Source organism: Maricaulis alexandrii (assembly GCF_005871165.1).
In the GTDB taxonomy this organism is placed as follows: domain Bacteria; phylum Pseudomonadota; class Alphaproteobacteria; order Caulobacterales; family Maricaulaceae; genus Maricaulis; species Maricaulis alexandrii.
This window is the reverse complement of the sequence record NZ_SWKP01000003.1, coordinates 287,104-300,006: the sequence shown is the minus strand read 5'-3', so window position 1 is coordinate 300,006 and position 12,903 is coordinate 287,104. Positions and strand designations below refer to the sequence as shown.

General features: G+C 61.4%; 13 protein-coding genes. 5 read left to right on the top strand and 8 right to left on the bottom strand.

All coding sequences use genetic code 11. From position 1 onward, the window contains the following. Nucleotides 1–13: 13 nt before the first annotated feature. Entirely contained in the window at nt 14–1,006 is a 993-nt protein-coding gene (locus tag FCS99_RS01570) for a helix-turn-helix transcriptional regulator (protein ID WP_138509863.1), read from the bottom strand. Between the two features lie 116 nt (nt 1,007–1,122). On the opposite strand from FCS99_RS01570, the gene FCS99_RS01565 reads away from it, so the two are divergent. From FCS99_RS01565 to FCS99_RS01555, 3 genes are all read left to right on the top strand, one after another. After that, a complete protein-coding gene (locus tag FCS99_RS01565; RefSeq protein WP_138509861.1) occupies nt 1,123–2,037 on the top strand; it encodes a YihY/virulence factor BrkB family protein in 915 nt (304 codons plus the stop codon). 61 nt (nt 2,038–2,098) lie between these two features. After that, nucleotides 2,099–2,803, top strand: coding sequence for a CoA transferase subunit A (locus FCS99_RS01560; RefSeq protein WP_138509859.1), 705 nt, complete (start codon nt 2,099–2,101; stop codon nt 2,801–2,803). Further along, complete coding sequence (locus FCS99_RS01555) at nt 2,803–3,462, top strand: CoA transferase subunit B (protein ID WP_138509857.1); 660 nt, start codon at nt 2,803–2,805, stop codon at nt 3,460–3,462. Before FCS99_RS01560 ends, FCS99_RS01555 begins: the two co-directional genes overlap by 1 nt. Nucleotides 3,463–3,566: 104 nt before the next feature. On the opposite strand, the gene FCS99_RS01550 is transcribed toward FCS99_RS01555, so the two are convergent. The 3 genes from FCS99_RS01550 to FCS99_RS01540 all read right to left on the bottom strand — a co-directional run bounded on the left by FCS99_RS01550 (nt 3,567) and on the right by FCS99_RS01540 (nt 6,351). Then, nucleotides 3,567–4,094 carry a hypothetical protein gene (locus FCS99_RS01550; RefSeq protein WP_138509855.1) on the bottom strand — a complete coding sequence of 176 codons (528 nt, stop codon included), beginning with the start codon at nt 4,092–4,094 and terminating at the stop codon, nt 3,567–3,569. Nucleotides 4,095–4,219: 125 nt separating this feature from the next. After that, nucleotides 4,220–5,605: an L-serine ammonia-lyase gene (locus tag FCS99_RS01545; RefSeq protein WP_138509853.1), complete on the bottom strand. Its 1,386-nt coding sequence runs from the start codon at nt 5,603–5,605 to the stop codon at nt 4,220–4,222. Nucleotides 5,606–5,706: 101 nt separating this feature from the next. Beyond that, nucleotides 5,707–6,351 carry a TetR/AcrR family transcriptional regulator gene (locus tag FCS99_RS01540; protein WP_138509850.1) on the bottom strand — a complete coding sequence of 215 codons (645 nt, stop codon included), beginning with the start codon at nt 6,349–6,351 and terminating at the stop codon, nt 5,707–5,709. Between the two features lie 165 nt (nt 6,352–6,516). Between FCS99_RS01540 and FCS99_RS01535 the strand changes: the two genes are divergently transcribed. Further along, nucleotides 6,517–7,509 (top strand): DUF2855 family protein, encoded by a 993-nt coding sequence (locus FCS99_RS01535; RefSeq protein WP_233352615.1) that lies wholly within the window; start codon nt 6,517–6,519, stop codon nt 7,507–7,509. A gap of 18 nt (nt 7,510–7,527) precedes the next feature. Here FCS99_RS01535 and kynU read toward each other — a convergent pair whose 3' ends face one another. Together kynU and kynA are read right to left on the bottom strand one after the other, a co-directional pair. After that, the gene (gene kynU, locus FCS99_RS01530) at nt 7,528–8,763 is read right to left on the bottom strand and encodes a kynureninase (protein WP_138509846.1); all 1,236 of its coding nucleotides are present in this window, start codon (nt 8,761–8,763) and stop codon (nt 7,528–7,530) included. A 16-nt stretch (nt 8,764–8,779) separates the two neighbouring features. After that, nucleotides 8,780–9,628, bottom strand: coding sequence for a tryptophan 2,3-dioxygenase (kynA, locus tag FCS99_RS01525; protein ID WP_138509844.1), 849 nt, complete (start codon nt 9,626–9,628; stop codon nt 8,780–8,782). Between the two features lie 151 nt (nt 9,629–9,779). On the opposite strand from kynA, the gene FCS99_RS01520 reads away from it, so the two are divergent. After that, on the top strand, nt 9,780–10,364 hold the full coding sequence (locus FCS99_RS01520) for a HupE/UreJ family protein (RefSeq protein WP_138509842.1): 585 nt from the start codon (nt 9,780–9,782) through the stop codon (nt 10,362–10,364). On the opposite strand, the gene FCS99_RS01515 is transcribed toward FCS99_RS01520, so the two are convergent. Both FCS99_RS01515 and FCS99_RS01510 read right to left on the bottom strand, forming a co-directional pair. After that, nucleotides 10,361–10,810, bottom strand: coding sequence for a hypothetical protein (locus tag FCS99_RS01515; RefSeq protein ID WP_138509840.1), 450 nt, complete (start codon nt 10,808–10,810; stop codon nt 10,361–10,363). The genes FCS99_RS01520 and FCS99_RS01515 overlap by 4 nt on opposite strands. Before the next feature lie 69 nt (nt 10,811–10,879). Then, complete coding sequence (locus FCS99_RS01510) at nt 10,880–12,745, bottom strand: M2 family metallopeptidase (protein WP_138509838.1); 1,866 nt, start codon at nt 12,743–12,745, stop codon at nt 10,880–10,882. Nucleotides 12,746–12,903: the final 158 nt, after the last annotated feature.

The window sequence follows — 12,903 nt, the reverse complement described above, 5'->3', positions numbered from 1 at the left end:
AGTTGGCCCGTGATCAGGGCAGGCCGGGAAAGTCGCTGCGACGATGATCCCGGACCATGTCCGCCAGGGCCGGTGGAGCGATCACCTCAACCTGGTCGCCCCAAGCATACAGGTGCCAGCACATTTCCAGCAAGCCCGATGCCATGAAACGCACGATCAGGGATCCGTCCTCCTGGACGTCACTGGTCTGGTTGGGATGGAAGCGGAAGCGGGCGGCATGCACGGCCGCCTTCGGAGTGAACTTCCAGACCACCTCGCCGAACTCGGCCTCGTTCTGGAAGACACCGAAGGACCGGTTGGCATAGGCATCCAGGTCGAAGTCCGCGTCGCGTGCGAACCAGTCCTCCGTGACCTCCGCCCCGGCGATATCCTCGACCCGGTAGTGACGCATCACGCCGTCGCCCCGTACCCGGTCACGCCCCACCAGATAGCGCCGCGCGCCCAGTAGCAGGCCGTAGGGCTCCACCTCCCGCACATTGGCTTCCTGGTCCTGGCGGCCGCGATAGCGGATGTTCAGCACGAACGGACCCTTCAGGGCTTCGGCAATGGCGCCATCGATGCGCGGATCCGAGACCGGCTGCGGACCAGGACGGGCGGCATGCCCCATGGCTTCCAGCAGGGCTTCCTCATCGGCTTCAAGACCGGGCCGGCGCTTGTCGGGCAGAAGCATGTTGATGGTCTCGCGCAGGGAACGCAGCTGCGCCGCTTCCGGGCCCAACCCCTGCCGCTCCAGTGTCGTGCCCGCCAGTTCCAGAGCCGCCACTTCGTCGGCGGTGGGCGCAAAGAACTCCGCCACCTTGCGGCGGGGCACCCGCCAGCGCTTATGACCCTCGGGATCAACATAATCCTCGGTATCGGGAAACACGCGGACGAGGGCGTCCGTCATGCGCTGCGCCGTACGCCGCACGCAGTCGAACTCCGCCTCGATCTCGCCCAGCGAGACTCCGGCATAATTGGACGCCATGCGCGCCAGTTGCAGCAGCTCCACTGCCTTGGAAAAGGACATCGGCCTATCCTGATGCAGCAAACGGGACCGTCCCGCTTGCACCGGTCGCCATAATCACCGATTCCCGTCAGGATGAAGGCCCCGGTCATGCGGGGCAGGGGGCAGAGACGACGAATATGATCAAGAAACTGGATCTGGACCGGGTGCGTTCGCATCCCCTTTTCAGGGCTGCCAGTGTGGTGGTGGCGGCGGTGAGCCGTTCCATGGCGCGCGATGTGATGCTGTTTGCGGGCGGCGCCTCCTATTTCGGCATGCTGGCCCTGTTTCCCGCCATGGCCCTGGCCATGTCCATCTACGGACTGACCAACTCCATTGAGGATGCCGAAGCGCAACTGGCCCGAATTGCGGAAATCATGCCACCGGGGGCTCAGGATTTCGTTCTGGCCCAGTTGGGACGGCTCGCCGATGCGCCAATCTCCGCCCTGTCCGTGAATGGCGCCATCGCCCTGGCCATTGCCTTGTTCGCGGCGTCTCGCGGGGCCAAGGCGATCATTGCCGGGTTGAACCACCTCGCAGAGGACCAGGACATCCGCAATGTGATCCACTTCAACATCCTGGCCATGAGTTCGGTCCTGATCGGCGGAGCCTTGCTGACCTTCGCCAATCTGGCCGTTCTGGCCATCCCGGTCGTACTGCGCCAGGTGTTCGAATTCATGGGTCTCGATCCGCTGGACATCCGCGGCCTGTTCAATGAATGGACCACGGCGGCGCTGGTCATGTTTATCGCCCTGGAACTCCTTTACCGGATGACGATGCGCCGCCGGACCGAAGCGGTGATGTGGCGGGCCTCCACAATTGCGGCCTTGGTCTCGACCACGCTCTGGCTTCTTTTGTCCAAGGGGTTTTCACTCTATGTCGCCCGCATGGTGGACTTCTCCGTCTACGGCTCCCTGGGAGCCCTTGTGGTCTTCCTGCTGTGGATTTATTGGTCCGCCTATGCGGTGTTTTTCGGTGGTGCACTGGCCATCGAGATCGACGCCCGTGTACGCGCGGACCGGGAGGGGAACGCGGGTTCTACACCGGCGGACTAGCATTTTGCGGCGGTCACGATATAAAACATGAACCGAATATCAACTTTGCACAGAGGTCTGCATGAACAAGGTATATCCGGACGCCAAGACCGCGCTCGACGGGCTGGTGTTTGACGGGATGACGCTGATGGCCGGCGGGTTCGGCCTGTGTGGCATTCCGGAGAATTCCATTGCCGCCCTTCACGCTGCCGGCGTGAAAGACCTGACGGTCGTGTCCAATAATTGCGGGGTCGACGGTTTCGGTCTCGGCATCCTGCTCGACGCCAAGCAGATCAAGAAAATGGTCTCCTCCTATGTCGGCGAAAACAAGGAGTTCGAGCGCCAATTCCTGTCCGGCGAGCTGGAGCTGGAATTCAATCCGCAGGGCACGCTGGCCGAGCGTATCCGCGCCGGCGGGGCGGGTATTCCGGGCTTCTTCACGAAGACCGGTGTCGGCACGCTGATCGCGGAAGGCAAGGAACACCGTGAGTTTGACGGCGAGACCTACATCATGGAAACCGGGCTGAAGGCCGATGTCTCCATCGTGAAGGCTTGGAAGGCGGACCCGCAGGGCAATCTGGTCTTCCGCAAGACCGCCCGCAATTTCAATCCGATGATGGCGACGGCCGGCAAGGTCACCGTGGCCGAGGTCGAGGAAATCGTCGAACTGGGCGAACTGGATCCGGACGAGATCCACACGCCGGGCATTTTCGTCCAGCGCGTCTTCAAGGGTGAGTTTGAAAAGCGCATCGAACAGCGCACGGTTCGTGAAAGGGAGACAGCATAATGGCCTGGACCCGCGACGACATGGCGGCACGCGCCGCGCAAGAACTGGAAGACGGTTTCTACGTCAATCTCGGCATCGGCATTCCCACCCTGGTGGCGAACCATATTGCCGAGGATATCGACGTCACCCTGCAGTCGGAGAACGGCATGCTGGGCATGGGGCCGTTTCCCTATGATGACGAGGTCGATCCCGACCTGATCAATGCCGGCAAGCAGACCATCACCGAGTTGCGCCGCACCTCCTATTTCTCCTCCGCCGACAGTTTCGGCATGATCCGGGGCGGACATATCGACCTGTCCATCCTGGGCGCCATGGAGATTTCGGAAACCGGCGATATCGCCAACTGGATGATCCCGGGCAAGCTCGTGAAGGGCATGGGCGGCGCCATGGACCTGGTCGCTGGCGTCAAGCGCGTCGTCGTGATCATGGACCATGCGAACAAGGCCGGTGAACCGAAACTGCTCAAGGAATGCACCCTGCCGCTGACCGGCAAGGCCTGCGTCCACCGCATCATCACCACGCTGGGCGTGTTCGATGTGAAGGGCGATCATCTGGAACTGATCGAGATCGCCCCGGGCGCCACGCTCGAGGAAATCGCCGAGAAGACCGAGGCCAAGTACACCGTGGCGGAAAACCTGGTCCAGCACGAAGCGGCCTGACTGGTTTTTGACAGACAATCATGGAAAAGGCGGCTCCAATGGGAGCCGCCTTTTTGGTGTCCGCTGCGAGAGTCATGCAGGGAGGGCGCAGCGGAGGGGGTGTCTCAGCTGGCGCCGGCGAGGCTCTTGGCCGCCTTGGCGCTGGCGGCCAGGGTTTCGAACTCGATCTTCGAGGTCGAGCCTGACATGCGCAGGATCTGGATGGGCCGATCATTGGAAATCAGGACCAGGTCCGGCTTGCCGTCATTGACGACATTCTGGCCGCCGATCCACCAGTTGTTGTGGCTGGAATAGTGGCCCTGGGCCAAGTAGAGCGTAACCGGCGTGGCGTTCTTGAACGTCACCGTCAGGCCGAACATGAAGTTCAGCTCGTCCGGCGTTCCGCCGCCACCCTTGGGCGCATACTCATGATATTCGCCGCCGCACAGGGAATCGAATTTATCCGCGACTTCGGACGTCTTGTGACGGCCGCAATTCACCGTGATTTCCCAGACGCCCTTGCCCTGGTTCTTCGGCGTGGGGCCGGATTCATAGGGCTGACCGGACGAGATCACGAAGCTGCCTTCGATATATTCGACCGACTCGATCAGCTCGGATTCCAGGATCACGCTATTGCTGTGGGATGAGGTCATTTCGTTCGCCTTTATTGACTGTGGATTGAATTCACAACGCACTGCGAACTACGCACCTGAGACTGTCAGGCGTCGTTATACTACTCTAACTTGTTTCATCCGACAAATGGGGCGGGGCGAGCGTTTCAGCAGGCCACCACATTCACCGCGAGACCGCCTTGGCTGGTCTCCTTGTACTTCTCCTGCATGTCGACACCGGTCTGGCGCATGGTCTCGATGACCTGGTCGAGGGAGACCTTCATGTCCGCGGAGGTGGCCTTGAGGGCGAGGCGGGCCGCATCGATCGCCTTGATGGCGCCGATGGCATTGCGCTCGATACAGGGGATCTGGACCAGACCGCCGACCGGATCGCAGGTCAGGCCGAGATTGTGTTCCATACCGATCTCGGCGGCATCCTCGATCTGGTGGTTGTTGGCGCCCATGGCGGCGGCGAGGGCCGCTGCGGCCATGGAACAGGCCACGCCCACTTCGCCCTGGCAACCGGCTTCCGCGCCGGAGATGGAGGCGTTCTTCTTGTAGAGAGAACCGATGGCGGCCGCAGTCAGGAAGAAGCGCTGCAGGGCTTCCTCGTCATCCGGGTCACGATGGTATTTGTCGAAATAGCGCGCCACGGCCGGGATGATGCCGGCGGCGCCATTGGTCGGCGCCGTGACGACGCGGCCGCCGGCGGCATTTTCCTCATTCACGGCCATGGCCCAGAGATTGATCCAGTCCATCGGGGCGAGGGGGTCCTTGGCCGGGTCGACCGGGTTTTCCTTCAGGTCGCGATAGAGTTTCGGCGCACGCCGCTTCACATTCAGCCCGCCGGGCAGGACGCCGTCCTGGGTCAGACCGCGATCAATGCAGTCTTCCATCGCGCGCCACAACCCCTCCACGCCGGCCCGGATCGTGTCCTCGGGCAGGAAGGTGCGTTCATTGGCCAGCATGATGCGGTGGATGGACAGGCCCTCACGCTCCCCGATTTCCAGGAGTTCGGCGGCGGAGTTGAAGGGGAAGGGTTCGCCTTCCTTCACATCGGCCGCGGAATTCTTGCCCGCCTCGGTCTCGTCGATGACGAAGCCGCCGCCGATGGAATACCAGATCTCCTCGCGGAGGATCTCCTCGCCTTCGCCATAGGCGATGAATTTCACCGCATTGGAGTGGAAGGGCAGGCGAACATCGCCACGAAAATCGAGATCGCGCTTCTCGTCGAAGCCGATCTCGTCACCATTGGTGAGCTTGAGCGTCTTTTCCGTGCGGATCCGGTCCAGGCGGTGCGGGATGGTGTCCGGATTGATGCGGGCCGGGTCCTGGCCCTCAAGACCCAGAAGGACCGCCGTATCGGTACCGTGCCCGAGTCCGGTCAGCGCCAGGGAGCCATAGAGTTCCGATTCCAGACGCGAGATCTTGCGGTCACCGGCATCGGCGATGGCACGTTCCACGAAGATCTTGGCCGCCTTCATTGGTCCCACCGTATGGGAGCTGGACGGACCGACACCGATCTTGAACAGGTCAAAGACACCGAAATGCATGTCGCGTTATCTCCTTGATACGCAATTGCGTTCGCCCGGGTGGACCGCTGGAAGCTAGAGGGTGAGCTGCTGCGACAAAACCCCGTTTCGCCACTGCCGCATCATTCGGGCGTGTGGCCCGACAGGGTGCACTCACAGATTTCCAGAATCTCGTCTCTCCAGTGTTCCGGTGACTGCTGCAGCGGTGCAACCAGAATACGATAGCGCACCGCGCTCCAGACCATGAAGACCAACATGCGGACGCGCTCGGGCGCCGGGGGCGGTGTGAGGTCGGCCCAACTGCACACGGCGTCCCACCAGACATTCGCCAGAGCGTCAAAGGAGCGCTGGTGGTCGTCCTGTGACGCGATACCGGATTCCAGATCATGCATCGCGCGATCAAAATAGGCGGCGTCCGGGTCACCGCCGCACGTAATGCTCACCAGCAATGCCAGACGCGTACGCCAAGAGCCTTCGCCCTGTTCAACCACCTGCTCGCGAATCCGCTCGCGCAGACTGTCCATGACATGGCGGATATAGCCGGAGTGCAGGGCGGGCTTGTTGGGGAAGTATTCGTAGATGGTGCCGATCGCAAAACCGGACTCGTCGGCCAGCGCCCGCATGGTGACAGCGTCTGCTCCACCGCGACGCCAAATCCGAACATAGGCATCGTAAATCGCCTGCACGGTGAAACGCGAACGATCCTGGACCGGCCGTTTGCGCGGGCGGGGCAGGGAAGTCTGGCGGGGCGGGGTGGAGGCACTCAAATCCGAACCCTTTGGCGTGTCGAACTGGTATCAATCTATGACGATTCCAGTTTTCCAGTCAGGACCGTCATGACCGCCTACAGCCACCTTCTCACGGATAAATCAGATCTCGGACACACCCGTATCGAAACCGGGGAAACACCGCAGGCCGGCCCCGGGGAAATCATGGTCAAGCTGGATCGTTTTTCCCTGACAACCAACAACATCACCTACGCCGCCTTCGGGGATGCCATGCAATACTGGTATTTCTTCCCAACGGGCCAGGACGGCTGGGGGCACATGCCGGTCTGGGGATTTGCCGACATCGTGGCATCGGACATTGCCGGTCTCGAGGTCGGAGAGCGTTTCTATGGTTATTTTCCGATCGCCAGCCATTTCGTGATGCGCCCGGAGCGGATCACGCAGCGGGGCTTTTATGACGGGGCAGAACATCGCCGCGGTCTCGTCTCGGCCTACAACCAGTATACGCGCTGCAGCGAAGACGCCGTCTACCAGCCCGACCGGGAAGCCTTTCAGGCGCTCTATCGTCCGCTTTTCATCACATCCTTCATGCTGGCAGACTTTCTGGAAGACAATGGCTGTTTCGGTGCCCGACAACTCATCGTGTCGAGTGCTTCCAGCAAGACGGCCTACGGAACGGCCTTCTGCCTGAGTGAGGACCGCATTCCCTCTATCGCCCTGACATCACGCCGAAACACCGATTATGTCGCCGGCCTGGGCTGTTATGATTCTGTGGCCGATTACGGGGATGTTGAATCCCTCGATGCTGGCATTCCCGCCATTTATGTCGATTTCTCCGGCGACAATGCGCTTCGCGCCCGGATTCACGAGCACTTCGGGGACAATTTGCTCCACGATTGTTTTGCCGGTTCCGCTGCGACCACGGACTATATTTCCAAACAGGATATTCCCGGTCCGAAACCCGTGGCCTATTTCGCGCCCAACCAGATCAAGAAGCGCAATGCTGACTGGGGCGGCGCTGAAGTCACGCGTCGCTATAATGCGGCTGAATCCGCCTTCTTCAGCCATCTGGAAACGGCCGAGCCGTCTTGGATGACCCTGGATGTCCAGCGGGGCTTTGACGCCGCACAGGCCGTCATCAAGGATCTGGCGACCAATGGCGGGGACCCGGCGACGGGACACATTATCGAGCTGTGAGACCTTCCGGCCTGTCCGTCAGGTCACGGCTGACCGGACACTGAACCGCGGTTCCCGCCAGACTCCGCTTTCCATGATGTCCTGCAGGATTTCCGCCGCCCGCCAGACATCCTCATGGGAGGTATAGAGCGGGGTGAAGCCGAAGCGCAGAATGTCCGGATCCCGGAAATCGCCGATCACACCCCGGTCGATCAGTGCCTGCATGATCGGATAGCCGTTCTCATGATGGAAGGAGACCTGGCTGCCGCGGATCGATGGATCGCGCGGACTGGCCAGTTCGAACCCCTGACCGGCCAGACGGGTTTCCACCTGTTCGATGAATAATTCGGTCAGGGCGATCGATTTCTTGCGCACCTCCGCCATGTCCGCTTCGGCCGCGATCTCGAGACCGCATTCCAGCACCGACATGCCCAGAATGGAGGGGGAGGAGCATTTGAACCGGTCAATTCCCGGGGCCGGCTCGTACTGGTCGGAAAAGTCGAACGGGCGGGCATGACCCAGCCAACCCGACAGGACCGGCATCACTTTCTCCTGGTGACGTTCAGCGACAAAGATGAAGGCGGGCGCGCCCGGTCCGCCATTGAGATATTTATAGCCACAGCCTACCGCCATGTCGGCATGGCAGGCATTGAGGTCGACGGGCAGGGCGCCGGCGGAATGGCACAGATCCCAGATCACGATGATGCCCTTCTCCTGGGCCGCCTTCGTGATGGCCTGCATGTCGTGCAGATAACCTGTCTTGTAGTGCGCTTGGGTGATCAGGAGTGCCGCCACGTCATCATTGAAGTGCGCTTCCAGGTCGTTTGTGGGTACCATTTGATGCCGGACTGAACCCCCGCTGTTCGCGCTGAGCCCCTGCATCATGTAGACATTGGTCGGGAAATTGCCGGTTTCCGACAGGATGACAGAGCGCTCGGGGTTGAGTTGAAGTGCCGCGCTCAACGTCTTGAAAATGTTGATAGAGGTCGAATCGGCGACCACCACTTCCTCCGGATTGGCACCGACCAGTCCGGCAATGATCGCGCCGAGACGACGCGGCAGGCCGATCCAGTCATGCCGGTTCCAAGAGGTAATCAGATGCTGACCCCATTCGGTCTCCACCACGGTCTTCATCCGCTCCGGCGCACTCTTGGGCATGACGCCTAGGGAGTTGCCGTCCAGATAGATCAGGCCGTCGGGAAGTTCGAACCGGTCCCGGAAATGAGCGAGGGAGTCAGCAGCATCAAGCTGCCGGATTGTTTCAAGGTTTTTCATGTCGGGGCCTGCGGGTTCAAAGCGTGGTACGGACGGTCCAGATTTCCGGGAAGAAGCGAAGATCCAGCGCTTTCACGAGGTAGGAAACACCGGACGTGCCCCCCGTGCCGCGCCGGAAACCGATGATGCGTTCCACGGTTTTCATGTGGTTGAAGCGCCATTGCTGGAATTTGTGTTCCAGGTCGACCAGCTTCTCGCCCAGCTCATAGGCCTCCCAATGGGTCTCGCTGTCATGATAGATATCGCGCCAGATATCCTCGACTTTCCCGGAGGGTTTATAGGGCTGGGTCCAGTCACGATCCACAGCCTCCGCCGGAATGTCATACCCCTTGCGCGCCAGCAAACGCAGGGTCTCATCCCACAGGCTCGGAAGCTCCAGCGCGCGTGTAACCATCTGATGCGCCGGAGGATTATCCGCATGAACCCGCGCCATGGCGGCGTTCTTATTCCCGAGGCGGAATTCCAGCGTACGATACTGGAAGGATTGGAAACCGGAGCTTTGTCCCAACGCATCCCGAAAGGCGAGATAATCCGCAGGTGTCATCGTCGCCAGGACATCCCAGGCCTGGATCAGCTGTTCCTGGGTACGGGAGACACGGGCGAACATTTTCAGGGCCGGACCGATTTCGTCATCGCGGAGATGCGCAATCCCGCCCTCAACCTCATGGATGAGGAGTTTCATCCACAACTCGCCGACCTGGTGAATGATGATGAAGAGCATCTCATCATGCTCATCGGTCAGGCATTTCTGGGCCGTCAGGAGCCGGTCGAGGCCCAGATATCCGCCATAGGACATGGCGTCCTTGAAATCCCAATGGATGTCCTCGCCGGAGACATCGACACTGGTTTTGAACTGATCGCTCATGATCACTCCCTGCCGACCGGGCTTGGACCCCGGCTCGTTGAGATTCGCTCTGTGATCCGAGGTGTAACCCGCCTGCCGCCGAACCGCGAGCCGTGCTTGAAGCCGTAACGACCCCCGCCTAGCTTGCGGACGGTTTCAAACGGGGGTGGCCATGCTGGTGGCGCAGGAACAGACGGTCTTTGACGTCATCGGGCTTTATTTGCAGCTGGGCTATACGCACATCCTGCCCAAGGGACTGGATCACATCCTCTTCGTCCTGGCGCTCTTCTTCGCCTCCACACGCCTGAAACCCCTGATCTGGCAGGTTTCGGCTTTCACCCTGGCCCACACGCTGACCCTGGCCCTGGCCACGCTCGGACTGGTCAGCCTGCCGGCTTCCATCGTCGAGCCGATCATCGCCCTGTCCATCGCCTTCGTCGCGATCGAGAATCTGGTCTTCAAGGACATGACGCGCTGGCGGCCGGCCATCGTTTTCGGTTTCGGCCTGTTCCACGGGCTGGGCTTTGCCGGCGTGCTCTCGGAGCTGGGCCTGCCGCAGGGGCAGCTTGTCCCGGCCTTGCTGAGCTTCAATGTCGGTGTGGAACTGGGCCAGCTGACCATTGTTCTGGGGTGCTGGCTCGCCCTGCACTGGTTCCGGGAAGCCGCCTGGTATCCCTGGCTGGTCCGGATCGTGTCCGTGGCGATTGCCGCCATGGCGCTCTGGTGGACTTTCGAGCGGGTCTTCCTGGGCGGCTAGCGGGTTTTCCAGTCCCGCCAGAAGCAGAAACCGGCGGACAGCCAGAGCAGGCTGAAGATGAAGCTGGTCGCGAGGATATCGTCGGGCCAGCGCTGGGAGTCCTGACCCAAACCTGCCAGGACGGCTATGAGGCCGATGGCCAGCTGGGCGATACCCAGCCCGCCCAGCAAGAGGGCCAGCCCCGAAGCCTTGAAGCGGACCACTACACTGCCAATCAGACCGAGGGTCAGCATCGCGGGATAGGCCATATTGGCGTCATGCGCGGCGCCGCCGATGAGACCCACAGCGCCGGCGACCCAGAACAGCAAGGCCCCCGTAACCAGGCTGAGCGCCAAGCCCAGCCTGTAGAGCCAGGACCAACGCCGGACGAAGATCAATCCGATCGCACCAAACAGAAGCACGAGCAGCAGGGCCGCCACCAGGAAATCGAACACACTCCAGTCCATCGAGCTATTCCCCCGTCAAAGAAAAACGGCCCCGCCGGGTGACGGGGCCGCGTTCATTCATCGCTCAGATTACCAGCCGCAGGACTGGCCCTCATTCTCGGCTTCCAGATGGTCCATCAAGGGCTGGAAGTAGGCGATGATGGCCGAGCCATCCATTTCGCGGGTGCCGGTAAAGGCTTCCAGCGCGTCCGGCCAGGGTTGCGAGGCGCCCATTTCCATCATCGCGTTGAAGCGCGCGCCAACTTCCTCGTTTCCATAGATGGAGCAACGGTGCAGCGGGCCTTCCCAACCGGCCATTTCGCAGGCGGCCTGGTGGAACTGGAACTGCAGGATATGGCTCAGGAAATAGCGCAAATACGGGACATTGTTGGCAATGTGGTATTTAGAGCCCGGATCGAAGGCGTCGGCCGGACGGTCCACCGGCGGCACAATGCCCTGATAGCTCTCACGCAATTCCCACCAGGCGGAATTATAGTCTTCTGGCTGGATTTCGCCGCGAAGCACACGCCAGCGCCACTGGTCCATCATCACTGCAAAGGGCAGGAAGGCGATCTTGTCGAGCGCCGTATCCATGAGCAGCGACAGGTCGGCATCCGCACCCGGCATGTCGGCTTCGTCGAGCAGACCGATCTGCACCAGGTATTCCGGCGTCACGGAGAGGGCGATGAAGTCGCCGATGGCTTCGTGGAATCCGTCATTGGCGCCGCCCTGCAGCAGGAATTCCTGATCATTGTAGGCACGCTGGTAGAAATTGTGGCCCAGCTCGTGGTGGACGGTCACGAAGTCCGTGCCATTGACCAGGGTACACATCTTGATCCGCAGGTCTTCTTCACTGTCGAGGTTCCAGGCGGAAGCGTGACACGCAACCTGGCGGTCGCGCGGCTGGGTGATCAGGGAGCGTTCCCAGAACGTGTCCGGCAATTCTTCCATGCCCAGCGAGGTGAAGAAGGTCTCGGCCGTCTCCACCATGCGCAGCGGCGTGTAGTCGGCTTCGACGAGCAGATCATCGAGGCTGTACGCGGCTTCAGCGCTGCCAACGCCAGCGACATCCGACAGGGAGCCCCAGCCCTGGGCCCACATATTGCCCAGAAGGTCAGCCCGGATCGGGCCGTCGGCTGCCTGGACGTCATCGCCGTAGAGATCGTTCAGATTGGTCCGGACATGGCAGTGGAGCTGCTCATAGAAGGGGGCAACCTGACCCCAGAGGCGCTCCACCTCGGCTTCCATCTCGTCCGCCGGCATGTCGTAGTTGGACAGCCACATCTGGGCGAGATTGTCGAAGCCCAGATCGCGGGCGCCCTGGTTGGCAATCTCGACCATTTCCGCATAGTCGGTGGCCATCTGGGCCGGATCGTAGGCCTCACGCCAGCCATTCCAGACATAGGACAGGAATTCCGGGTCACGGCTGGTCCGCATGATGTTTTCCAGCTCGTTGTGATCGACCATCTCGCCGTCGATTTCCATCAGACCGGCGGAATAGGACGAGCCCATGCGCGTGGTCAGTTCGGACAGGCGGGCTGCCGCGGCCGGGTCGTTCGGCGCCGGCAGGGTAATTCCATTGCGCAGGGCATTGATCTGGCGTTCCAGATTCTGCGGCAGGTCCAGATCCGCATACTGGCCGGCCTCGGTCGCCATGCGGACGGACATTTCGGTGCCCTGGGCGCCCATGCGCTGCAGCAGCCAGTTGGTGTCGTAGGTGATGAAATTGTTCTGCACCCAGGCTGTCCGGGCCCCGAACTCGCTGAATTCGCGCAGTTCAGCCGTCGATTCCTCAAGGAAAGCCGCCGCATCGGCGACAGTCACTTCAGCGCTTTCTGAAGTCGTGCCCGTGTCCTCAGCCGAACTCGGCGCAGCGGTATCGCCCGCCGTGTAATAAAACACGCCGGCACCCGCGATGATGGCGCCGATCGCGACGCCGCCCAATAGTGATTTCATGATCATTCTCCCCGGCCCGAACAGGCCTCCTTACCGTCGCCTATCCTGTTGATCGGCGCTGTCGGGTCAAGTCGGGGACGGCCGATCTGCCGTGCGTGTCCGGGCTTGCGCAGACTGGGAACGAGGGGTGGACACCCCCGGCAGACACATGAATTATC